This window comes from Sphingobacterium composti (assembly GCF_009829075.1).
Classification (GTDB): Bacteria; Bacteroidota; Bacteroidia; order Sphingobacteriales; family Sphingobacteriaceae; genus Sphingobacterium; species Sphingobacterium composti.
Genome location: NZ_WUQZ01000017.1, coordinates 12435 through 36577, shown reverse-complemented (window position 1 = coordinate 36577; position 24143 = coordinate 12435). Strand labels below are relative to the sequence as shown.

Annotated in this window: 18 protein-coding genes; 6 read left to right on the top strand and 12 right to left on the bottom strand. The window is 35.1% G+C overall.

Annotated elements, in window-relative coordinates; all coding sequences use genetic code 11:
• Window positions 1-72 precede the first annotated feature (72 nt).
• Entirely contained in the window at window positions 73-1305 is a 1233-nt protein-coding gene (locus GOQ17_RS11495) for an IS256 family transposase (protein WP_159637555.1), read from the top strand.
• A 98-nt stretch (window positions 1306-1403) separates the two neighbouring features.
• Here the strand turns inward: GOQ17_RS11495 and GOQ17_RS11490 are convergent, their stop codons facing one another.
• The 7 genes from GOQ17_RS11490 to GOQ17_RS11460 all read right to left on the bottom strand — a co-directional run bounded on the left by GOQ17_RS11490 (window position 1404) and on the right by GOQ17_RS11460 (window position 13765).
• Complete coding sequence (locus tag GOQ17_RS11490) at window positions 1404-2828, bottom strand: arylsulfatase (protein ID WP_159637554.1); 1425 nt, start codon at window positions 2826-2828, stop codon at window positions 1404-1406.
• A gap of 71 nt (window positions 2829-2899) precedes the next feature.
• The gene (locus tag GOQ17_RS11485) at window positions 2900-4681 is read right to left on the bottom strand and encodes a RagB/SusD family nutrient uptake outer membrane protein (RefSeq protein WP_159637553.1); all 1782 of its coding nucleotides are present in this window, start codon (window positions 4679-4681) and stop codon (window positions 2900-2902) included.
• A 15-nt stretch (window positions 4682-4696) separates the two neighbouring features.
• Window positions 4697-8095, bottom strand: a complete 3399-nt coding sequence (locus GOQ17_RS11480) for a SusC/RagA family TonB-linked outer membrane protein (protein ID WP_159637552.1) — start codon at window positions 8093-8095, stop codon at window positions 4697-4699.
• A gap of 181 nt (window positions 8096-8276) precedes the next feature.
• Window positions 8277-9344, bottom strand: a complete 1068-nt coding sequence (locus GOQ17_RS11475; RefSeq protein ID WP_159637551.1) for a FecR family protein — start codon at window positions 9342-9344, stop codon at window positions 8277-8279.
• An 83-nt stretch (window positions 9345-9427) separates the two neighbouring features.
• The gene (locus GOQ17_RS11470; protein ID WP_159637549.1) at window positions 9428-9970 is read right to left on the bottom strand and encodes an RNA polymerase sigma-70 factor; all 543 of its coding nucleotides are present in this window, start codon (window positions 9968-9970) and stop codon (window positions 9428-9430) included.
• A gap of 130 nt (window positions 9971-10100) precedes the next feature.
• Complete coding sequence (gene clpB / locus GOQ17_RS11465; RefSeq protein WP_159637548.1) at window positions 10101-12701, bottom strand: ATP-dependent chaperone ClpB; 2601 nt, start codon at window positions 12699-12701, stop codon at window positions 10101-10103.
• 203 nt (window positions 12702-12904) lie between these two features.
• Window positions 12905-13765: a sigma-70 family RNA polymerase sigma factor gene (locus tag GOQ17_RS11460; RefSeq protein ID WP_079642450.1), complete on the bottom strand. Its 861-nt coding sequence runs from the start codon at window positions 13763-13765 to the stop codon at window positions 12905-12907.
• Between the two features lie 253 nt (window positions 13766-14018).
• Here GOQ17_RS11460 and GOQ17_RS11455 point away from each other — a divergent pair, with 253 nt between their 5' ends.
• Window positions 14019-14228: a helix-turn-helix domain-containing protein gene (locus GOQ17_RS11455; protein WP_159637547.1), complete on the top strand. Its 210-nt coding sequence runs from the start codon at window positions 14019-14021 to the stop codon at window positions 14226-14228.
• Window positions 14229-14244: 16 nt separating this feature from the next.
• On the opposite strand, the gene fmt is transcribed toward GOQ17_RS11455, so the two are convergent.
• Window positions 14245-15165, bottom strand: coding sequence for a methionyl-tRNA formyltransferase (gene fmt / locus GOQ17_RS11450; RefSeq protein ID WP_159637546.1), 921 nt, complete (start codon window positions 15163-15165; stop codon window positions 14245-14247).
• Window positions 15166-15260: 95 nt separating this feature from the next.
• On the opposite strand from fmt, the gene GOQ17_RS11445 reads away from it, so the two are divergent.
• From GOQ17_RS11445 to GOQ17_RS11430, 4 genes are all read left to right on the top strand, one after another.
• A complete protein-coding gene (locus GOQ17_RS11445) occupies window positions 15261-16478 on the top strand; it encodes an ABC transporter permease (protein ID WP_159637545.1) in 1218 nt (405 codons plus the stop codon).
• 96 nt (window positions 16479-16574) lie between these two features.
• Window positions 16575-18710, top strand: a complete 2136-nt coding sequence (locus tag GOQ17_RS11440; protein ID WP_159637544.1) for a cation:proton antiporter — start codon at window positions 16575-16577, stop codon at window positions 18708-18710.
• An 11-nt stretch (window positions 18711-18721) separates the two neighbouring features.
• Window positions 18722-19987 (top strand): NADP-dependent isocitrate dehydrogenase, encoded by a 1266-nt coding sequence (gene icd / locus GOQ17_RS11435; RefSeq protein ID WP_159637542.1) that lies wholly within the window; start codon window positions 18722-18724, stop codon window positions 19985-19987.
• Window positions 19987-20244, top strand: coding sequence for a hypothetical protein (locus GOQ17_RS11430; RefSeq protein WP_159637541.1), 258 nt, complete (start codon window positions 19987-19989; stop codon window positions 20242-20244). The genes icd and GOQ17_RS11430 overlap by 1 nt, the downstream gene beginning before the upstream one ends.
• 26 nt (window positions 20245-20270) lie before the next feature.
• On the opposite strand, the gene GOQ17_RS11425 is transcribed toward GOQ17_RS11430, so the two are convergent.
• The 4 genes from GOQ17_RS11425 to GOQ17_RS11410 form a co-directional block, all read right to left on the bottom strand.
• The gene (locus GOQ17_RS11425; protein ID WP_159637540.1) at window positions 20271-20450 is read right to left on the bottom strand and encodes a hypothetical protein; all 180 of its coding nucleotides are present in this window, start codon (window positions 20448-20450) and stop codon (window positions 20271-20273) included.
• 114 nt (window positions 20451-20564) lie between these two features.
• Window positions 20565-21731 carry a diaminopimelate decarboxylase gene (gene lysA, locus GOQ17_RS11420; protein WP_159637539.1) on the bottom strand — a complete coding sequence of 389 codons (1167 nt, stop codon included), beginning with the start codon at window positions 21729-21731 and terminating at the stop codon, window positions 20565-20567.
• 16 nt (window positions 21732-21747) lie between these two features.
• A complete protein-coding gene (locus tag GOQ17_RS11415; protein ID WP_159637538.1) occupies window positions 21748-23064 on the bottom strand; it encodes an aspartate kinase in 1317 nt (438 codons plus the stop codon).
• Window positions 23065-23185: 121 nt separating this feature from the next.
• Window positions 23186-24133 (bottom strand): D-2-hydroxyacid dehydrogenase, encoded by a 948-nt coding sequence (locus GOQ17_RS11410; protein WP_159637537.1) that lies wholly within the window; start codon window positions 24131-24133, stop codon window positions 23186-23188.
• Window positions 24134-24143: the final 10 nt, after the last annotated feature.

The following is a 24143-nucleotide window of genomic DNA, read 5'->3' as shown; positions in this document are numbered from 1 at the left end:
AGGTTCTTCTCAGAAAGAGGGTGTAAACCGAACTGTGTCAATAAATAAATACTTATTTTTAGACACAGTATAATGAACAACGAAAAATTTGATTTTGATCGATTCAAAGAAGAAGCGATGAAAGGCCTTTACGAAGGCAAAAAGATGGGTGGTACAGATGGAGTTTTTGCTCCGATGCTAAAGCATTTATTAGAATCGATGTTAGAAGGTGAGTTAGAAAATCATCTTTTAGAGAATAAGGCTTCTGGAGAATCAAATCGCAAGAATGGTAAAACCAAGAAAACAGTTAGAAGCTTACAATCAGGAAGCTTTGAACTTGAAAGCGGTCGGGATCGTAATGGTACCTTTGAGCCAAAAATAGTAGCTAAACGCCAACTTATTATTACGGAAGAATTAGAAGATAATGTTATCTCCATGTATGCTCGAGGCATGAGTACCCGTGATATAACAACCTATATTAGAGATATGTATGCAATGGAAATTTCTGCTACAGAGATCTCTCATATCACTGATAAAGTCATACCTGCGATGATTGAGTGGCGAAATCGACCATTAGAGCCTCTGTATCCATTTATTTTCCTGGATTGCATGCACTTCAAAGTTAAGGATAGTGGCAGTGTTCAAAGCCGTGCAGTGTATAATATTCTTGGGCTTAATCAAGATGGGAAAAAAGAACTATTAGGAGTGTACTTGTCGGAGAATGAAGGGGTTAAATTTTGGGTTTCGGTACTAAGTGATTTAAAACAACGAGGAGTAGAAGATATTCTGGTTGCTTGTGTGGATGGCTTAAAAGGCTTTCCCGAGGCTATAGAAGCAGTTTATCCAAAGACCCAGGTTCAATTGTGTATAGTTCATCAAATACGCTCAAGTCTAAAATATGTTCCTGAGAAAGACAAAAAAGCTGTAGTAGCAGACATGCAACCTATCTATAAAGCTAATACTCAAGAATATGGTTATCAAAAGCTTTTAGAGTTTGAGGAAAAATGGGGTAACAAGTATCCATTAGCAGTAAGTGGTTGGATTGATAATTGGACAAATCTATCCACTTACTTTGAGTACAATGCAGAAATAAGAAGGGCTATATATACAACAAATGCTATTGAAGCTATGCACCGTCAAATTAGGAAAGTGACTAAAACAAAAGGAGCGTTTACTTCAGATCAAGCGTTATTAAAGTTAATTTATCTAGCAATACAAAACATAAGCAAAAAATGGACTATGCCAATTCGTAATTGGGGCTTGACAATGCAACAACTACACCTTAAATTTGGTGATAGAATTAAAGCCTTCGGCGGCTCTAAATAGATATAGGTCCGAAGGGGACCTATATCTATTTAGAGCTCACTGACACAGTTTGCTTTACACTTCCCTCAGAAATGAAAAGAACCTTATATGTTATATATCTATTTAGTTTTAAGACTTATTAAAGGATATATTGCGCTTTCAATATGCGCTTCATCTATCAATTTAGCAAGTTGTTTAACTTTCTTAGGATTTGAAGTCGCTAAATTATTTTGTTCGAATGGATCTTTATCAATATTATAAAGCTCATAGTAAGAATCTTTAGGTGATTTGACTTTTTGTTTAATCAATTTCCAACCTTTGGATAGAACAGCTTGTCTTCCTCCATCTTCATGAAATTCCCAATACAAATATTTATGTTTTTTTTGTTTACCATTCTTTACAAGTGTCGGCAAAAATGATATGCCATCATTTTGAGTTGATGGTGTTAAATTAGCTAGTTCTAACATTGTGTTATATACATCCCAAAATGCACCAACATGCGTAATCTGTTGGTTTGGGGCAATTTTGTTTTTCCAATTTACTATAAGAGGAGTACGCACACCACCTTCATAAAGAGATCGTTTAACACCTTTAAAATTCGCTGTACTATTAAAAAAGTCGGGGTCAGCTCCACCTTCACGATGCGCACCGTTGTCACTAGTAAATAGTATGATTGTATTTTCACGTAAACCTAATTCATCAAGTTTATTAATTATTTGACCTACGTAAGCATCCATTCGCGTGACCATTGCAGCGAAGGTAGCACGTGGCTTGTCCACAGAAGCATATCCACCTATGGTTGCATTTGGCCCGTAATCTTGACCTTTGTGCGGAGTCTCCACAAAAGCATTTTCATACATTTTGAAAAATTCATCATCAGGGCCAGCTAATTCAGCATGAGGCAATACTGTAGGTACAAAAAGGAAGAATGGTTTTTCTTTATTGTCATCAATAAATTTCAACGTTTGTTCTTGGATAAGAGTAGGCGCATAATGAACTTTGTCTGTTAGATTGTTTCCAGCAAGGATTACGCGGTTGTCATTGTGCCACAAATGCGTAGGGTAGTAGCGGTGTGATTGTCGCTGACAATTATATCCGTAAAAGGTGTCGAATCCTTTGAGGTTTGGATCTCCGCTCGTTCCGACCATTCCAAGTCCCCATTTCCCAAATGCTCCAGTTACATATCCGCTTTGTTGTAAATCCATCGCAAAAGTTCGTATAGAGTCAGCTAAGGGTTCTTGACCTTCGGGCTCAATTTCTTTGTTTCCACGTACATAAGTGTGTCCGGTATGCATTCCTGTCATTAGGGATGCGCGTGATGGCGCGCACACAGATGTACCTGCATAGAATTGTGTAAATTTTGCTCCCTGCTGAGCCAATTTATCTAGATTGGGAGTTTTGATTTTGGTCTGGCCATACGCACCAAGATCACCAATACCCAAATCATCAGCCATTATAAATACAATATTTGGCTTTTTTGATTGTGCATTTGCAGATAAGGCTAAAAATAGGATAAAGTATAGTATGTGTTTTATCTTAAGCATATTTAAAGTATTTTGATTAAATAGAAATATAATGTCTAGTAAGTGAATTTTCTAGACATTAATTTGTGTACCTATTCCCATCCAGGATTTTGTGTTATATTATTGTTTAATACAATTTCTGCTGAAGGAATCGGGTATAAATAATAATGATCAGAGAATGCGGGAGGTACATCTTCGTAAGCGATATATCCCGCTGATGCACCATTCAAAATAGGTATAATCGAATTTTGCGGTACATCAATTCCTTTTGTAATATATCTTCCAATTTTACGTTTTGCAGCATAATCCATTTTTTTCCAACGTCGAAGATCATCAAATCTAAATCCTTCACCCATAAGTTCTACCGCACGTTCTCTACGGATTTCCCAAAGTATTGGAGATACATTAGGGTCTCTGGTTGGATCATTTGCAATAGTAGTAATTTGTAGGGAAGAAACTTGACCTCTAGCACGTAACTTATTGATCGTACTATTAGCTATACTTTGATCAAATTCTCCTAATTCATATTTTGCTTCAGCATAATTTAATAATACTTCGCCCATTCGGAAAATTGGAGCGTCATTGATGTCCTCATTTTGTAACATCTTTATTTTATTACTGAATTTGTAGAATCTATATCCTGTATAAGTTACATTAAATGGCTGTCCAAGATTATAATCAACGAAATGTGGCTCTTGTGCTAATACTAAACCCTGCCAATTCACAGCTGGTAAGGTTTTGCGTGTAGGAATAGATAATGTGTTCATCAAATCAATGTATTCACGATCAGCAGGATTCGTAGTATGTGTCCAAGTGTAACTTGGGTGATTCACTACAGTTTTATATGGAGGAGGAACTGTGAAATATAAACGTGTATCTCTATTTCTGAATTCTTTGTAAGGATCAGTATCTCCATCAAACATAGGGCTTGTGTATCTCGTTTGACCATCTTTCAATAAATATAAATCTACTGCCGCCTTTGTCAAATCCCAACGTCCTGAAGAGTTACGAGCTAAAGAAGCCAAGGTGTGTGTGATTTGATTTACCTCATATTGTTTATACAATAACACTTCTTTATTGCTTGCTAAAGATTCACTATTAAAAAGTTCATCATAATCAGAATGTAAATCAGGAATAGTAGTAATTAATTTTTTAGAAGCTTCAGCGCTAGCTCGTAAATATACTTCTGCTTGTTGCAATCCGTGATATTTTCTCCATGTTCCTTCGCGCAAGCCAAATCGAGAGAGTAAAGCGCGCACTACATTCGTGTTTATTGAATTTGCGCCGTCTCCAGTTGGTTTAATATTTTCTTCAGCATAGTTGAGCATTTCTAAAATTTTAGTAGCGATCTCTTCTCTTGATGAGGTATTTCCATAGAGAATATCATCATCGCCATCGGTAAGTGCATTCTCCACCCATATTGCTTTGCCATATTTATTTAACAAATCCATATAATGATAAGCCTTAAAGAAATAGCCGACACTACGCATATGTTTTTTTTCCGTATCTGTCAATTGATTCGGCTTATCAATATTATCCAGCATAATATTAATAGTGCGAATATTATTGTAAGGTGTGTTGTAATCTCCAGAGCTACTTGGTGTTACTACACGAATCCAAAGCCAGTCTGAAGTCGCATTGGCATTTGCTAATGCAAATAAATCGGTATTGACTTCTGAATTAGGTACAGAATTACTATAACCAGGGAATGTCCCATAAAATTGCCATGAATAGGCAACAAAATTTGAATAAGATGTAAATGTCGTATTTTCTGTAAGTGTACCTTCGGGTGATAATTCCAAAAGATTACTACAACTTGTTGTTGATAGTCCTAAAGCGATTACTAGACCTATATGTAAAATTGATTTTTTCATTGTACGATTCACCGTTTAAAAGTTAACATTCAAACCAAAACTATATTTCTTCAGGAATGGATAAATACCCCCTGAACCCAAATCAGCACCATCAGCTTCAAAGCCTGTTGGTAGATTGTCAAATGTGAATAGGTTTTCACCTGTCGCGAATAAACGGACTGATTTGATAAATTTGGTGCGTAGAAGCTCTTGTGGCAAATTATAACCCAAAGTGATGTTACGGATACGCAAGTACGATCCATCCTGTAAGAATCTGGTTTGCACTCTTTTATTCGCAGAAGTATTTAAGCCCGCATTTGCATACACGCGACCATAGTGTGATTCTGTGTTTTCTGGCGTCCAATAATCCATATTATGCTTGAATACAGTATTGAATTCATTGTTAAATGGCCAAAAAATATGATTACTCATCCAGATATCTCTCTTTCCAACACCTTGTAGGAAGATGGAAAGATCTATGTTTTTGTAATTAAAGTTACCATTTATTCCATATTGATATCTTCTCGTATTATTTCCAATGACTTTCATATCTCCTGGATTAGACAGTGTCCCATTACCTGAGAAAATTACACCATCACCATCTAAATCGGCATACTTGATATCGCCTGGATTCTGTGCAACGCCCGTAAATCCTGCAATTCCTTGTTTTAATGTTCCTCCTGTCAGATTTGCATTTAGTGAGCCTTCTACAAAGTCCTCAACTGTATAAAGGCGTTCTGAAACATAACCCCAAATTTCGCCTATTTGCTTTCCTTCATAATATGAGTTGATTAATCCAGTGCTGTTTTCAAGTTTGGTAATATATCCTTGGTTATCGGACAAATTAAATCCTAATGAATAATTAAATTTATTGATGTTGTCTTTCCAAGTCAATTCCCATTCCCAGCCTTTAGATTCTAAGTTTGTACTGTTTTGGAATGGAGGAGTTGCACCTAATACTGCTGGCAAATCAGCTCCTTGATATAGCATTCCAATTGTTTGTCTTTTGAACCAATCAAAGCTAGTGTTAAGTCGGCCTTGAAGAATGCCTAAATCCACACCTAAATTTAATGTACGCACATTTTCCCAAGTAAATGTTGAAGAAACAAGACTAGGAGGCGCGATTGTTAATTGTCTAATACCTGTTATTGGATTAATCCAGTTGGCATTAGAAGTATTCATATTAGGTGTAACTGGAAAATACACTTGACTTCCTGAACTATTTAATACAACCTGGTTTCCAATTTCTCCAAATGACCCTCTTAACTTCAATAGGTTTACTTGATTTTTTATGTCAGACATAAAGTTTTCTTCTGCGATATTCCAACCAGCGGAAACAGATGGGAAAAATCCAAATTTAGAACCTTCTAAAAAGCGTGAAGAACCATCAAATCGACCGTTTATTTCTATCAAATACTTATTGTTATAATTGTAGTTGATACGCCCAAAATATCCTAAGACTGCGTATTGACCGAAACCATCACCTACACTCTGATTACCAGTACTTGTGCCTAAAGAAGGTGAGCTTGGACTTAATAAATCAGCACGATTAGCCCAAAAGCTTTGGTTATGACTTTTTTCATAGTTAGTACCTATCAAGTACTTGAAATTATGATTTTCTAGTGCATGGTTATAACTAGCATATAAATTCAAAGCGTTGTACTGCGTTGTATAATTCATGCGTTGATAGTATTCGTTGTTAAAAAGATATTCTTCGGTATAATTATTAGGATTCATGTATTTATGACGCACTTGATAGTAAGTGTCGTTATCGTGGTTTTTATTAAAAGTGTATTCACCAGTTACATTTAATCCTTTAATAGGAGAGTACTCCAATTTTCCGAATAATCGTAAATCATCTCTTTTTAAGACACTTGGTTCTTCATATTTCAAGTAATTATTTGGTGTGCCATAAGGAACTTCAGTTCCATCCATTCCGATATCAAATCCTGTATTGATGAAGGAGCCATGTGAGATTGCTCTATAAAACATTTCACCCATATTCATTGGTGTTCTTCTTGCATCATTCCTATACAAGATATTACCTGAAATATTAAGGTTTCGAGCGATCTCCGCACTCACATAAGAATTCAAATTGTATTTTTTGTACGAATCTTTATCACTAGCCATGATGCCATCTTCGTTCGTAAACATACCAGATAGACGATAGGCAATTTTTTCACTACCTCCACTTACTGATAGATTATGTAGTTGTTCAAAGCCTTTTTCAAAAACTTCATTGTACATATCGTATTCTTTTAAGGCATAGCGAGTTCCGTTTACAGTAGTAATTCCTTCTGGATATTTAGTTGGATTGCTCTGATATTCTTGTAATAATCCTAACCATGTATCCACATTCTGTCCTGTCCAATATGTTGTATTTCCAAAATCTTTAAGTGCTTGGATAAACTCCAGCGGTGAAGCTTTTTCTGGTAGACTTGTGGCACTCGATGAAGTTAGATTTGTGGAATAATTGAATTGTGTAGGTTGGTTTTTAGCTCCTTTTTTGGTTGTGATCAAGACAACACCGAAGGCTGCTCTTGCACCATATATTGAAGCTGCTGCTGCATCTTTCAATACCGTGACATTTTGAATGTCTTTGGGATTAACATTATCCAAAGACATAGGAACATTATCAACTAAAATTAATGGGGATCCTCCGTTAATTGACGTGATTCCTCTGATATTTAAATCAGTACTTTGGCCTGGTCTCCCGCTACCAAATGTAACCTGCATTCCTGGTACAGCTCCTTGCAAAGCTTGAGAAGCAGAACTTACAGGTCTATCTCCAAGTACTTTCTCCATATCAACAGATGATACAGCTCCTGTTAAGTTTGCCTTTTTCTGTGTACCAAAACCAACAACTACGATTTCATTTAAAGCTGTCAAATCTTCATCTAATACAACTTTTAAATCAGCCGAGGAATATGGAATCGTCTGTGTGATATAACCAACGTAACTAATTATTAATGTCGGCTCTTTGATTGTAGTTTTTATTTCAAACATACCATCAATATCCGTACTACCTCCTGTATTGTTTTCCTTCACAACAACACTGACACCAGTAAGTGGTGTTCCTTGTTTGTCTGTAATGATACCCTTGATAATAGCTCCTTCTTGAGTAGGTTTGATAGGAGATAAGACAATGCGATTATCATTAATAGATTGAAGAGATAAACCTACATTTTGTAAAATGGGACCTAATACTTGATTCCAAGGTTGATTAGAAATGTTTAGCTGTTCTATTTCTTTATTTTCAACCAATTTATCTAAGTAGACAAATTTCAGGTTTGTTTGTTTTTCAATAGCATTCAATACAGTTTTTAGATTACTATTATGCAATCTAAGACTTATTTTTTCTTGCCCTTTTAAATTGTTTGCTGCGACTTGTAGTGTGCTCGTAATAATAAAACAAATGATGAGTTTTACCATCATAAAAGTTTTTAATAGCAGTGATTGTTCACTGCAATAGAGTGAATTAATTTTCATAAATTTGATTGAATTGGTTAAAGTACATTACTTTCTCAGGGCATTGTACTTAAAAATTGATTCATTACATAAGTGGGGGATGGATTCTGTCCCCTTTTTTAATTGATTTCCTTATCTCATTTCATAGTTAGTAAAGTGTTATTTGGTTATTATTATCTTTTATATAATTAATAGTAAGTCCTGACAATTTTAAGATCTCAATTAATTCTTCAATACTTTGTTCTTGGAACGATCCAGTAATTTTTACTGTATCTAAGACTGGATTTTGAATAGTTAATTTTGAACCAAACCATCTTTCAAGTTTTGGTAATGCTTCTTTTAAACTTTCGCCTTCCATAATGAGAACATTTTCTTTCCAAGCTGTTTCTTGGAGAGATGTGTTATTTTCTAAAGGTGTGATTTGTGTTTTTGAAATATTTAAAGGTGTATTATTACTTTCAGTTTCTTTATATTTTAGATTAGTCGATAGTAATTGTTGATTCTCGCTAAGAACCTTTATTTTCTCACCAGGGCTCATTACAGTTTGTTGAATTATTTTATTATCAGATTTTATTTGAAGTTCAATCTTGCCCGATATTAAACTTGCTTCGCTTAAACGTTCATCTTTATAAGCGCGAATATTAAAAGATGTGCCTATTACTTTTATTTCCAATTCTTTAGCCGATATTTTCATCGGAAATTCTTTATTATGTGCTACATCAAAAAATCCTTCTCCATCTAATCTAACTACTCGTGTTTTTTTCGATTTGTCTAATTTATAGTGTATCGAAGAGCCGGCGTTAAGCCATACTTTCGTTCCGTCAGGTAATATAAATTCTTTTCGTTCACCATATTTGGTTGAAATATTATAAGTATTTCTGGAATTTGAGTCTGAAAAAATTGTTTGAAAGGAGAAATAGCCTATGATAAGAATTAAAGCCGCTGCAATATATCTAGATATATTTTTGTAAAGTTTTATTATAGATGATGAAAGATCGCTGAATTCTTTGCTTTCAACATTATTTAATATTTTTTGAAATTTTATATCAAGGATCTCAGCACTATCTTTTTTTACTGTGCTTTTTGTTAGATAGATAAATACCGACTTGTGATCAGCATTTCGTTCTAATTCCTTATTTAAAAGTTCCAATTCATCATTCGAAATTGAACCTGCAATATATTTATGTAGTAGATTATAAAATTGATCTTCAGTCATTATGTCTTGGTTATATAAATAAGACAAACTACCTGATCATTATCACCAATACAAAATTGAATATTTTTGTATAACTATGGTTATTAGCTCTTTAAAATGGATAAAGTTGATTTTATTTTTTGAAATGCGATTTGAATATGCCTATCAACCGTGTTTTTACTTATGTTCATAATATCAGCAACCTCTTGATAGGTGAGTAAATTGTCTTTAACAAGTACAAAAGCCATTTTAGTCTTTTCAGGTAGATTATTTATGGCATTATCCAATAGATCTTTTAATTCTTTATCAATTAGTAATTGTTCTGGGCTACTAGCATATTCTGTTATAACTTTTGAATGCACATACTTGAGATGGATCTTATCTCTATTAATGGTATTTAAGCTGCGGTTTTTTGTAGCCTTGAAAAGGTATGTTTTTACATTTTTAATTGACTTTAAATCAATTTTGCCATTCCAAATAGCTAGCATGATGTCGGAAACAATATCTTCGGCTAATCCAAGATCTCCTACTATAGCATTAGAAAAGTGTACTAAATCATTATAAAAATGAAGAAATAATTTTTGAAAAGCCTTTTCATCTTTGTTTATAAAGATTTTTGCCCAGACCTCATTCCAATTAATTTCCACAGATTTATATATTAGTTATCTGTCGCTAAAATATTATTTATTTATGAATACGCCTTCAATAGATGTAAAAAAAATAATAAGGTTCTTTCCATCGCTGAAAAGAACCTTGTGAAAGGAGAATTATTAAATCTTATCCCTCTGTTTTATTTAAAAATACAAATTTGCCATCGAAGACATCCAACTGAATAGCCGAATCTGAAGTTACTTTTCCAGCTAGGATTTCTTTGGACAATTCGTTCAATATTCTTTTTTGAATAACGCGTTTCAAAGGACGTGCACCGTAAATCGGATCGTATCCTAATTGTGCCAACCAATCTAAAGCTTCTTCAGTAGCTGTCAATTGAATATTTTGTTCGGCCAATTGACGTGTCACATGATTGAACTGCATGCGTACGATATCACCGATTTCATTTCTGCTCAATGGTGTGAACATTATGATCTCATCAATACGGTTCAAAAACTCAGGACGAATTGATTTTTGCAACAATTCAAATACTTCGTCTTTTGTTTTCGCTATGATTTCATCACGATTCACATCTGTCAACGAAGAGAAGTTCTCTTGGATGATATGTGAGCCTGTATTCGAAGTCATAATGATAATCGTATTTTTAAAGTTTACAACACGACCTTTGTTATCTGTCAAGTGTCCATCATCCAATACTTGCAACAAGATATTAAATACGTCTGGATGTGCCTTTTCAATCTCATCCAATAAGACTACTGAATAAGGACGACGACGTACAGCTTCAGTTAATTGACCACCTTCATCATAACCCACATATCCTGGAGGCGCACCAATCAAGCGAGAAACGGAATGACGTTCTTGGTATTCAGACATGTCTATACGAACTAATGCTTGTTCATCATCAAACAGAAATTCAGCTAAAGCTTTTGCTAACTCCGTCTTACCTACACCAGTGGTTCCTAAGAAGATAAAAGAACCAATCGGACGTTTTGCGTCGCTTAATCCAGCTCGCGAACGACGGATAGCATCAGAAATTGCTTCAATAGCTTCTTCTTGACCAGCTACACGTTTATGTAACTCTGATTCTAAGTTCAATAGTTTTTCACGCTCAGACTGAACCATTTTGTTTACAGGAATACCAGTCCAACGAGATACAACATCTGCAATGTCTTCAGCAGTAACCTCTTCTTTCAGCATGCGCGAACTTTTTTGTTTTTCGTTCAGTTCTGCTTTTAGTTTCTCAACTGTATCCTGAGCTTCCTTTATTTTACCATAACGTAATTCTGCCACTTTTCCATAATCGCCTTGGCGTTCTGCTTGGTCAGCTTCCAATTTATAGTTCTCAATATTTTGAACTTCTTGGTTTACACGATCGACCAAAGTCTTTTCTGATTGCCATGCAGCTTTCAAGGAATCACGTTCAGAAGATAAATTGGCAATAGTCTCCGACAATTCTGCAACCTTTTTCTCGTCTTTCTCACGTTTAATCGCTTCACGCTCAATTTCCAATTGCATGATACGACGATCCAATTCATCTACCGCTTCTGGCACAGAATCCATTTCCAAACGTAGTTTGGAAGCTGCCTCGTCCACTAAATCAATAGCTTTATCTGGTAAGAAACGATCTGTTATATAGCGTTGAGACAATTCCACAGCCGCAATAATCGATTCGTCGAGAATACGCACTTTGTGGTGCGTTTCGTAACGCTCTTTCAAACCGCGCAAAATAGATATTGCATCTTGTGTATCTGGTTCTTCGACCATCACCTTTTGGAAACGACGTTCTAAAGCTTTGTCCTTTTCAAAATATTTTTGGTACTCATTCAACGTTGTCGCACCGATAGCACGCAATTCACCACGTGCTAAAGCTGGTTTCAATATATTTGCAGCGTCCATTGCGCCTTCACCGCCTCCAGCACCAACTAAAGTGTGAATCTCATCAATGAATAAGATAATTTCCCCATCTGAATCGGAAACCTCTTTTACAACTGCTTTTAAACGCTCTTCAAATTCTCCTTTGTACTTTGCTCCAGCAATCAAGGCGCCCATATCCAAAGAGAATACAGTTTTAGTTTTCAAGTTTTCTGGAGCATCACCTTTGATGATACGATGCGCAATACCTTCTGCGATAGCGGTTTTACCCACACCTGGTTCACCAACTAAGATTGGGTTGTTTTTGGTACGACGAGATAATATTTGCATCACACGGCGAATTTCTTCATCACGACCGATTACAGGATCCAATTTTCCTGATTCCGCAAACTCATTTAAGTTGCGGGCATATTTACCCAATGCATTATATGTAGCTTCTGCGTTAGGGTCTGTTACTCTATTATTTCCTCTCAATTCTTTTATAGCTAATTTTAAATCTTTTTCATTTATTCCTTGGTCTTTCAAAAGGGTTCCTACTTTGTCCGAAGAGGAGAGAAGTCCCAATAAAAGATGTTCAATCGATACATATTCATCGTTAAACTCTTTCAGATAACTATTAGCTTTCTGTAATACTGATGCCGTATTGTTACTTAGATAAATATTACTTCCAGAAACTTTAGGTAAACCTTCCACCAATTTATCAGTTTCAGAACTGATATAATTAATGTTGGCATTTAGTTTCTTTAGTAAATGAGAAATTACATTCTCGTCTACAGCTAGTAATGCTTTGAGTATGTGCGCTGGCTCAATTGCTTGTTGTTGATTGCCTGTAGCAATTTCCGAAGCTTTTTGTATAGTTTCTTGAGCTTTTATGGTATAATTATTAAAGTTCATTTATTGTTATCCTTTCTTACATTAATATTTTAACAAATGATATGCCCTTGAAGTTTTAGATTACTAAATCGGAAATTTTGGCTGATTTTAATAAATATTACCGACAAAATTTCATGTATTTGTCGATTTGCAATGAATATTTGACAAAAAATAAAGCGCAAGATACTATCTTGCGCTTTCCAAATTTTTATGAGGCTTAAGAATTAGCCTAAATAAGATTTTAAAATTTTGCTACGAGATGTGTGACGTAGACGTTGCAAAGCTTTGTCTTTAATCTGACGTACACGCTCTCTCGTTAAGTTAAATTTCTCACCGATCTCCTCAAGTGATAGGGGGTGATTTGATCCTAATCCAAAGAATAATACGATAATCTCTCTTTCTCTTTCTGTCAATGTAGATAGTGAACGTTTGATTTCTTCAGATAATGACTCGTCGATCAATGAGCTATCTGTATCTGGGTCAGAATTTTCTAATACATCTAATAATGTATTTTCTTCACCTTGTACAAATGGAGCATCCATCGATACGTGTCTACCTGAATTACTCAACGTATCTGAAACTTTATCTACTGTAGTTTCTAAGATATCCGCCAATTCTTCTGGAGAAGGCTCGCGTTCGTACTCTTGTTCTAATTTCGAGAAAGCCTTGCTGATTTTACTTAAAGATCCCACTTGGTTAAGGGGAAGACGTACGATACGTGATTGTTCAGCGATAGCTTGCAAAATAGACTGACGAATCCACCACACCGCATAAGAAATAAATTTAAAACCTTTTGTCTCGTCAAAACGTTTTGCTGCTTTGATTAGGCCTAAGTTACCTTCATTAATCAAGTCACCTAAAGTAAGACCTTGATTCTGATATTGTTTAGCTACAGAAACGACGAAACGTAAGTTGGTTTTTGTTAATTTCTCTAATGCCACTTGATCACCCTCGCGAATACGTTGTGCCAAGATTACCTCTTCTTCAGCAGTAATCAAGTCAACTTTACCAATTTCATGTAAATACTTGTCAAGAGATTGTGATTCACGATTCGTGATCGATTGTGTAATTTTGAGCTGTCTCATTAATTTTTATACCTTTTTTCTGGATGTTGCAAAAATACTAAATTTTTACGTCATTTATTGTAATAAATTTGTAATTTATCCATTCATTATTAGGTACTTAGAAATAATTGTTGAGCTCTCGTCTGTCTTCAAAAATCATTCCAAAATTTATTAAATAATGTTAAGTCCTAATTATAAAGCGATAAATTATTTTTGTTTAATAATTAAAACCTTTTTGTAGCTAAAATGTTTTTCCAATATAAACTTTATTACAATGAAAAAGCTAGTTATCCGATTAGATCAAGTCATGGCCAAGAGACGAATGTCACTTAACGAATTAAGTGAACATGTCGGAATTACTCTTTCTAACTTGTCAATATTAAAGAATAATAAAGCAAAAGCAATACGTCTATCAACTTTAGCGGCTATATGCAAGGCTTTAGAATGTCAACCCGGGGATATCATCGTTTACGAAGAGGAGTAATTAATTGCTAATATAATTATTTTTCAAAACGATATCCTTTTAAAAAATCATTTATTTCCATTCTCTTTTTGCCCTCAATTTGAATTACTTTTAAGTTGAGATATCCATCTTTTGTGGAGAATTTAAGGTAACTTCTGCCATCAGATTCAATAGATCCTGCATCTTTACCGTGGTTTTCTAGTTCTTTTTGGGTCTCAAAAACTTTTAAAACTTTATTATGAAGATATGTAAACGCAGCTGGATATGGACTCAGCCCACGAATTTGATTATAAACTTTTTCTGTAGTGTTGTTCCAGTTAATTAAACAATCCTCTTTAAAAATTTTCGGAGCATGTTTTAATTCTTCTTGCGGAAAGTCTTCTTGTGGAATTGGGGTGATTGATTTGTCACGTAAACCGTTAACTGTTTTAATCAATGTCTCGGCTCCAGCAATCATCAATTTGTCGTGTACAATCCCTGCATTATCGTTTTCCTCAATGGCAACTTTGGTTGCTAATAGCACATTTCCGGTATCAATTTCATGTTGCAACAAAAACGTTGTAACGCCGGTTTCTTTCTCTCCGTTAATCACGGCATGATTAATGGGAGCAGCGCCACGATATTGAGGAAGTAATGATGCATGAACATTAATCGTACCCATTGGAGGCATATTCCATACAATCTCAGGCAGCATGCGAAAGGCTACTACCACTTGCAAGTCTGCTTTATAAGATTTTAGATCAGTTATAAATTGAGGATCTCTTAACTTCTCGGGTTGTAATACAGGTAATCCATTTGCTTCAGCAAATACTTTGACAGCAGATTGGTTTAATTTTTGTCCTCTTCCAGCAGGTTTGTCGGGAGCGGTGATTACGGCAACAACATTTTCTCCGGCATCCAACAGTGCTTTTAGTGAAGCAACTGCGAAATCTGGAGTTCCCATAAAAACGATACGCATATTATCTCGGTACTTTTATTTTAAAACAGTATGGCTTGAATTTGTCAAGTGCCAAAAATTATTAACTTTGCGAAGTTACAAAATATTATTGCAGGTTGAATTTTCCGTTGTTTTTAGCCAATAGAATAAATGTAAAGGGTCAACGTACCTTTTCAAAGCTTATAGTACGTGTGACTATAGGTGCATTGTCTATTGCTATAATAGCTATATTACTTTCGGTTGCAATTTTGAGAGGTTTTAAAGAAGAAATCACTACAAAGCAACGTGGTTTTTTCGGCGATATTGTCGTCACAAAACAAACATTAGCTGATTACGATTTAACTCCGGTGTTATTATCTGATTCACAAACTACACAAATTCTTTCCATTCCTAACATTGAATCAGTAAATGGCTTTGCAACTAAAGTCGGCATAATCAATGTCAATGATGAGGTCGAGGGTGTGATGTTAAAAGGAGTTGAGGCTGATTATGATCAAAGTTTTCTTAAGAGTAGTTTGGTGGATGGTTCAGTCTTAGAATTGAACGCTGAAAATGCTGAACAACAGTTGCTAATATCATATTATCTCGCGAATAGGTTAAATGTTATGGTTGGTGACGATGTGATTATGTCTTTTGTTCAAGAAAATAGGACACGAAAACGAAAGTTTCTTATTAAAGGGATTTACCGAACTAATTCGGATGATTGGGATAAAAATTATGTTGTAGGCTCTATAGATATTATAAGAAAATTAAATCACCTTCAAGAGAATGAAACTGGGGCTTACGAAATTCGGGTTAAAGAATTTGAAAAGCTTCAAGAGACAACAGAGTCTGTGAATGATAATCTTCCTATCACCTTGAAAGCCACTAATGTCATTGAATATTGGGCAGATGTTTTCAATTGGTTAGAAATGCTTGATATGAATGATGATATTATTTTCGTTTTAATGGTTATTGTTGCTGTTATCAATATGATTTCATCATTGCTGATTACCATTTTGGAAAGGACTAATATGATAGGCATACTGAAAGCTTTAGGTATGAATAATACAGCCTTGCGTAAAGTATTCATGATGAATTCTTTATATATAATCGGCTATGGATTATTAATTGGCAATGTAGTTGCCATCTCCGCTTATTTTTTTCAACGTGCAACACATTTCTTTAAGTTAGATCCAAGTATTTATTATTTGGAATTTGTTCCAATGCATATTGATATATTTACTGTATTGATATTGAATGTTTCTGTCGTTATTTTGGTATTTATTACTACAATTATACCATCTATGTTGATCACTCGTATATCACCCATTAAGACAATTCAGTTTAAGTAATTACATCTACAATTCCTGTTTGCCGTGTTTTTTTTGTATTTTAACTGCGGTTAATTAATTTTTTTTAAAAAATTAAAACAGTTATAGCAGAATACGATGAATAATAAGGTAATAGATCATATAATCCATGCTTTCGAAGCTCCACTTACCAATCCAGTCTTAATTTTTTCTCTAGTTTTACTCATTATTTTATTAGCACCAATATTATTAAGACCAATTCGTGTACCTGGGATCATTGGCTTAATAATAGCAGGTGTAGTTATTGGTCCTCATGGACTTAATTGGCTGGAAAATAATTCAGCTGTCAACTTATTCTCGACTATTGGTTTGCTTTATATTATGTTTATTGCTGGTCTTGAGTTAGATATGAATGAGTTCAAGAAGACTAGACATAAAAGTGGTCTTTTTGGTTTATTTACTTTCATTATTCCTATAGCAATTGGTTTTCCTGTCTGTTATTACATATTAGGCTATAGTTTTCTTCCAAGCATTTTGATTGCAAGTATGTTCGCTACACATACATTAGTATCCTATCCTATCGTTAGTCGTTACGGTATTTCAAAACATGAAGCTGTAGCGATCACTATAGGAGGTACTATTTTAACAGATACTGCTGTCTTAATTATTTTAGCGGTTATAACAGGAGCATCTCAAGGAAATATTACACAGGAGTTTTGGGTTACACTAGGTGTTTCTTTTGCGGTGTTTTTATTTATCATGTTTGGAATTATTCCGCGAATTGCGAAATGGTTTTTCCAAAAAATAGACTCCGAAAAAACTGGTCACTATATTTTTGTATTGACGGTGGTATTTTTCTCGGCTTTCATGGCTGAAATAGCAGGATTAGAACCTATTATTGGTGCTTTCGTGGCTGGTTTGGCACTAAACAAATTAATTCCACATTCATCAGCATTAATGAATCGTATTGAATTCATAGGAAATGCAATTTTTATTCCTTTTTTTCTTATTTCTGTAGGAATGATAGTAGACGTCAGTGTATTGACAAAAGGACCTATGGCTTTGATTGTCGCAGGAACACTAACGGTTGTAGCAGTGTTAGGAAAGTTTTTAGCAGCAACCGCTACACAGTTGACATTTAAATATTCAAAAAATCAACGCAATTTAATTTTTGGATTGAGCAATGCTCATGCTGCTGCTACACTTGCTGTGATTATGGTGGGGTATAACAACAATATTATTGATGAGAATGTCCTAAATGGTACAATTGTTTTGATATTAGTAACTTGTATTATAGCCACAATGGTTACAGAAAGTGCTTCAAAGAAAGTGGTGCGAGAGGGACATCAGGATGATGAACATATCGAGCATGTATTGGAATCTGAAGAACAAATCATGATTCCTATTGCTAATATGAACAATATGGAACCTATCTTGGATTTTGCTACATTAATCAAATCTACAAAATCACCTTATCCTCTAAATATTTTAAGTGTAGTGCCAGATGACGAGCAAGCGGAGAAAAATATCATCGAAGCTCGCCGGAATTTAGAAAATACAGCGAAATATGCATCTGGAGCAGAGACGGAAGTTGAGTTACTTACTACTGTAGATATTAATATTCCATCAGGTATAGCGAGAATGTCTGATAGAATTATGGCAGATTGTATTTTGATGGGGTGGCCAAGTGTAGCGTCTATTGTTGATAAAATAGTAGGAGAAAAGTCTGAGAGTATATTGAATCAAACAGACACCACGTTGTTTATGTGTAAAATTGATAAACCGTTGGTGTCGCATCGATCCATTACTGTTTTTGTACCTCCTTTAGCGGAATCTGAAGTAGGTTTTGAATATTGGATGGAAAAAATATTAAAATTGGCTCAAGAATTGTCTTTACCAATATGTTTCGTATGTGATACACGTACTGAAAATAAATTGGAGGTAGCTAGGGTAAAGTTAAAGTCTAGTGTTCAAGTGACTTATGGCAATTACGAAGATTGGGATAATATATATGGATTGGCGACATTTAGTAATTCTGACTCATTATTAGTGTTCGTTTCAGCTCGTAGTGGTGAAGTTTCATACAGAGATTCTTTGGATGGATTAGCCAAACGTGTAGGACGTTACTATAAGAATCAAAATTTACTTATCATTTTCCCTAGTCGCCAAGAGAATCAGCATATTGATGAATATGAATCGTTGCAAACTTCTCCTATTTTCAGAAAAATATCACGCGAAATTGGAAACATGTTTAATAAAGACAAAACCAACTAAAATTATTTGTTATGGGCGAAAAAGTTACTATGGGAGCAAATGGAAAATTGAATGTTCCTAATAATCCCATTATTCCTTTCATTATAGGTGATGGCATTGGTCCAGATATTTGGAATGCATCAGTTAGAGTGTTTGATACAGCTGTAGCTAAATCATATGGAGGTGAGCGATCTATTTTATGGAAGGAAGTTTTAGCAGGAGAGAAGGCTTTCTATGAAACTGGAAGTTGGCTGCCAGAAGAGACCTTATCAGCATTTAAAGAGTATTTAATAGGTATCAAAGGCCCTTTGACCACCCCGATTGGTGGAGGTATTCGTTCGTTAAATGTAGCTTTGCGTAAAGAATTAGATCTTTATGTATGCCTTCGTCCCACAAAGTGGTACGAGGGGGTGCCTTCACCTGTGAAAAGACCTCAAGATGTAAATATGGTTGTCTTCCGTGAAAATACAGAAGATATTTATGCTGGTATTGAATTTTCCGCAGAGGCGCAAGAATCAATAAAAATGCAGCAATTTTTATTGCATGAAATGAATGTTGATTATTTGTTTAACCCCAATACAGGTATAGGAATTAAAATTGTATCTGAAGAAGGTTCAAAACGTCTTATCCGTTCGGCTATTGCGCATGCTATCAAACATAAATTGCCATCTGTAACCATTGTACATAAGGGTAATATTATGAAATTTACGGAAGGCGCATTTAAGCAATGGGGATTTGATGTCGCGGAAGCAGAATTTGCTGATTTTACGTATACCTGGGGTCAGTGGGAGAGAACAAAAGCTGAAAAGGGGCAAGACGCTGCAAACGCAGAGCAAAAAGAAGCAGAACTAGCTGGGAAAGTAATAGTCAAGGATATGATTGCCGATAATTTTTTGCAGCAAATTTTGTTAGCACCCAAAGATTTTTCCGTCGTAGCTACTCTAAATTTGAATGGAGATTATATTTCTGATGCTTTAGCAGCTATGGTTGGCGGAATTGGAATTGCTCCAGGCGCAAATATCAATTATAGAACTGGTCACGCTATTTTTGAAGCTACGCACGGTACTGCACCACGATTTGCAAATACTAATACGATGAATCCTTCGTCGGTTATTTTAAGTGGAGTAATGATGTTAGAATATATGGGTTGGCAAGAAGCTGCTGATATGATTGTAAATGCATTGTCCCAAACTATCAAGGAGAAAACCGTGACCGTGGATTTTTATAATCTTATGGAAAATGCCACTCTTTTAAAAACAAGTGAATTCGCAGATAAAATCATTGAAAAATTAAAATAATGTCCATAGGTAATTTGCCATCATTCGTAAGAAATTCTACAGTATTTTCTGATGAAGACAAAGTAAAATTAGCTAGTTTATCTCCTCTTCCAACGGAAGTTGAAGTGGATAAATTTCGTGTGGATGCATCGATACAAGAATTAATGAATGCATTCATTGGTGATGAATCAACACGCGATATTCATCTGCAGGAAAGGGCTAAAGTTTATTTGCAGCATAATGATATTTTGTCAGCTTGGAAAGTGATATTACTCTAATTTGTTAGAGTAATATCACTAAAATATTAGCTAAACATATTCTCTGTGTCTCTGAAAAAGAAATAGTAAACTATTGCAAGGATTATTATAGCAATAATTATTACTAGAATAATATTTTTCCCAGCTGGCTTGTCATCTTTCTCTTCATTGACTACTTCGGGTACCTTTCCTTCCCATTCTTCTTTTTCATTTCTATCTTCTTGCATAACAATAAGTAATTAGTCTAAAATAAGAACAATTATATAGCTAAGAAGTTTGATTTGGTTGTATAAAACAACAAATGTCCAATCGATTAAATTGGACATTGTTTTTGAGTGTTTTTATTTGCTCTCTTTGTAGTAATGTCTTATCTCATTACGTAGATTGTAATGCGAAGCCATAACTTCGCCGTATGCTCCAGCTGTTCGAATCGCGATTAGGTCACCACGCTTGCTTATTGGAAGTTCGACTTCTTTTCCAAAGCAGTCCGAACTTTCACAGATAGGGCCTACAACATCATAGTTAAGTACTTTTTCCGTTTCAGAAATTTCAGCAATTTTCTCAATTTTATGATAAGCCTGATATAGCGCTGGACGCATTAATTCAGTCATCCCTGCATCCAGGATTAAGAAATTTTTCTTTACCCCACTTTTAGTATATAGCACCTTGCTTACTAAAGTTCCACATTGAGCTACTAAAGCTCGCCCTAATTCGAAATGCACTTCGTGTTGTGCCGTTCGCTCCAAGAATTTGTCGAAAACATCAAAGTATGCTTCAAAATCAGGAATTGGATTTTCATCAGGATTCTTATAATCCACGCCCAATCCTCCGCCGACATTAATGACTTTGATATATGTACCACGCTCTTCAAAAAAGCTTTTCCACTCATTTACCTTTACACAAAGACTTTTGAATACGGTCATATCCGTTATTTGTGATCCAATGTGAAAGTGCAACCCGATAAGATTGATATTCGCACAACTTTTTATTACAGAAGTTGCTTTTTCTAATTCAGAATTCGGAACACCGAACTTATTTTCATCTAACCCTGTCGTAATGTAATGATGCGTATGCGCATCGACGTTAGGATTAATGCGTAATGAAACATTCGCTTTTTCTCCGACTTTTACGGCTAGTTCATTAATAACTTCTAATTCTTGGATTGATTCTACATTGAAAGCGAATATTTTATGTTTTAATGCAGCAATAATCTCTTTGTCCGATTTACCTACACCCGCAAATGTAATCTGCTCGGCTGGAAAGCCAACTTCAATTGATTTTTCGACTTCATTTCCACTTACACAATCCGCCCCAAAACCCTTAGATTGTATAATTGATAAAATCTTGTCATTGAAATTTGCCTTAAGAGCATAGTGAATATGAAAATTACGTTTGTCAGCAGCTTTTTTTGCCTCATCCAACGTACGATTTAATAACTCTAAATCGTAAAAATAGAATGGCGTTTCTTGCTGACTTAGATTTTTTAGAATTTCTTTATTTTGAAACATGGTAGATTCCTAACAGTTAAAATAATCTATTATGTAATGAGCGTAATGCTTCTGTTTTATGTTTTGTATCCAATAAAATGGATGTATTGTGATCAGATCCACCGTAAGAAATCATTCTAACTGGCAAATGTTTTACAGCATCCAACACGCGTGCTGCATAACCATGGGTATTCGCGCCAAAATCACCAACTACACATATGATAGTCTGACCTTCATCAACTCCAACTTTACCAAATAACTCGACTTCTTTAATGATTTCTAATAAATTACTTGTATCATCAATTGATAAAGATACAGCTACTTCTGAAGTTGTAATCATATCAATAGGTGTTTTGTAACGCTCAAAAATCTCAAAAACTTTACGCAAGAAACCATACGCTAACAACATGCGTGAAGAGTGAATGTGGATAGCAGTAATACCATCTTTGGCTGCAATTGCACGAATTGAGCCTTTCTCAGCGCCATTTTTTGAAATCAATGTTCCTGGAGCCGTGGGATCCATCGTGTTTAACAATCGAACCGGAACGTTATATTTTTGTGCAGGAAATACAGATTGAGGATGCAAAATCTTTGCGCCAAAATACGCCAATTCAGCGGCTTCATCAAAACTCAAGTTGGCAATTGGTTTTGTGCCTGTAACTATACGAGGATCATTATTATGCATACCATCAATATCTGTCCAGATTTGAACTTCTTCAGCTTTGATAGCAGCACCAATCAAAGATGCTGTGTAATCTGAACCACCGCGACGCAAATTATCAATCTCACCGAATGAATTTCGACAGATATACCCTTGTGTGATAAATAATTTGTTTTCAGAATTTTGTTCTAAGAAAGGTGTTAATTTTTCGGTGATATACTCGACGATTGGTTCATTGTCTTCGTCTATTTTCATGAAATCCAATGCAGGCAATAAAACTGAAGGTACATTAATTTCAGTTAAATGTAAATGCCACAAAGTAGTTGATAATAATTCACCCTGAGCTAATATTATTTTTTCTTCTGTAGGCGTGAAGACATCATGGTTTCCAAATTCAGCTATCAAATTGAAGTGATAGTCAATTAGTTCTTTGCCTTTTTGTAAACCTTCAGCAGATGCAAAAAGTTCCTTAATTAAATCTTCGTATTTATCTTTATGTGCTTTAATTAAATCTAAAGCTTTTGATTTATCTCTATCTGAGAATGCTTGAGAAATCTCCACTAAGGCATTTGTAGTGCCTGAAACCGCAGATAAAACTACGATCTGACGCTCATTTGGGTTTACGATATCTAGCAACCCTTTGATGCGTGCTGCACTTCCTACGGAAGTACCACCAAATTTTAAAACTTTCATGTTATAATTAGTAAATATTTTTAGCTATGTTAAAATAAATTTCACAAATATACTTATACAAAAATGCGGCACAAAATGCTTGATAAAGCTCTTGTGCCGCATATGTTTATATGCGGAAGAATTACTTCTTCAGGTTTTCAATAAGCAATTGTGCTAACTCTTCACCTATACGCTCTTGTGCTTCATTTGTCGCTGCGCCAATATGCGGTGTCAATGATACTTTAGGGTGTTTCAATAAATCGATACGTGGATTAGGCTCGTCATCAAATACATCTAAACCTGCAAATGCAACTTTACCTGAATTCAACGCATTAATTAATTCCAACTCGTCAATTACACCACCACGAGAAGCGTTCACAAGACCTACACCATCTTTCAACAATTCGAATTCTTCTTTACCAATAACTGGTTTTTCTAAGAAAGGAACGTGAACAGATATAAAATCTGAAGCAGCGAATAACTCTTTTAATTCCACTTGTTTTACGGGAATATCAACAGATATATTTCCTGAGAAATCAAGTGTCAACGCTTTAGGACCTTCGAACAAATCGTAGTATACTACATCCATACCTACACCTAAAGCAATTTTAGCTGTCTCACGACCGATACGACCAAAACCTACAACTCCTAATGTTTTACCTTTCAGCTCAACACCAGCAGCGTAAAGTTTTTTCAAACCTGCAAAATTTACATTGCCATCAACAGGCATTTTACGATTTGAATCGTGCAAGAATCGTACACCAGTTAATAAATGTGCAAATACCAATTCTGCAACAGAATGTGATGAAGCCGCTGGCGTATTCACAACAGCAATACCCTTCGAACGTGCGTATTCTACATCAATATTGTCCATACCTACACCACCACGACCGATAGCTTTGATATTTGGACAAGCGTCGATTAATTCTTTGCGAACTTTAGTTGCACTACGTACCGTGATAGCATCGTATTCGTTTAATCTTTCTGCTAACTCTGCTTGTGGAATATGTTCTGTATCCACAGTGAAACCAGCATTTTGTAATATAATTTTACCGATAGGATCTATCCCATCATTGGCTAATATTTTCATTATAGTTATT

Excerpts from the sequence above, each read along its gene's own strand:
- GOQ17_RS11495 (WP_159637555.1), top strand. The coding sequence starts at position 73 with ATGAACAACGAAAAATTTGATTTTGATCGATTCAAAGAAGAAGCGATG.
- GOQ17_RS11490 (WP_159637554.1), bottom strand. The coding sequence starts at position 2,828 with ATGCTTAAGATAAAACACATACTATACTTTATCCTATTTTTAGCCTTA.
- GOQ17_RS11485 (WP_159637553.1), bottom strand. The coding sequence starts at position 4,681 with ATGAAAAAATCAATTTTACATATAGGTCTAGTAATCGCTTTAGGACTA.
- GOQ17_RS11480 (WP_159637552.1), bottom strand. The coding sequence starts at position 8,095 with ATGATGGTAAAACTCATCATTTGTTTTATTATTACGAGCACACTACAA.
- GOQ17_RS11475 (WP_159637551.1), bottom strand. The coding sequence starts at position 9,344 with ATGACTGAAGATCAATTTTATAATCTACTACATAAATATATTGCAGGT.
- clpB (WP_159637548.1), bottom strand. The coding sequence starts at position 12,701 with ATGAACTTTAATAATTATACCATAAAAGCTCAAGAAACTATACAAAAA.
- GOQ17_RS11460 (WP_079642450.1), bottom strand. The coding sequence starts at position 13,765 with ATGAGACAGCTCAAAATTACACAATCGATCACGAATCGTGAATCACAA.
- GOQ17_RS11455 (WP_159637547.1), top strand. The coding sequence starts at position 14,019 with ATGAAAAAGCTAGTTATCCGATTAGATCAAGTCATGGCCAAGAGACGA.
- fmt (WP_159637546.1), bottom strand. The coding sequence starts at position 15,165 with ATGCGTATCGTTTTTATGGGAACTCCAGATTTCGCAGTTGCTTCACTA.
- GOQ17_RS11440 (WP_159637544.1), top strand. The coding sequence starts at position 16,575 with ATGAATAATAAGGTAATAGATCATATAATCCATGCTTTCGAAGCTCCA.
- icd (WP_159637542.1), top strand. The coding sequence starts at position 18,722 with ATGGGCGAAAAAGTTACTATGGGAGCAAATGGAAAATTGAATGTTCCT.
- GOQ17_RS11430 (WP_159637541.1), top strand. The coding sequence starts at position 19,987 with ATGTCCATAGGTAATTTGCCATCATTCGTAAGAAATTCTACAGTATTT.
- GOQ17_RS11425 (WP_159637540.1), bottom strand. The coding sequence starts at position 20,450 with ATGCAAGAAGATAGAAATGAAAAAGAAGAATGGGAAGGAAAGGTACCC.
- lysA (WP_159637539.1), bottom strand. The coding sequence starts at position 21,731 with ATGTTTCAAAATAAAGAAATTCTAAAAAATCTAAGTCAGCAAGAAACG.
- GOQ17_RS11415 (WP_159637538.1), bottom strand. The coding sequence starts at position 23,064 with ATGAAAGTTTTAAAATTTGGTGGTACTTCCGTAGGAAGTGCAGCACGC.
- GOQ17_RS11410 (WP_159637537.1), bottom strand. The coding sequence starts at position 24,133 with ATGAAAATATTAGCCAATGATGGGATAGATCCTATCGGTAAAATTATA.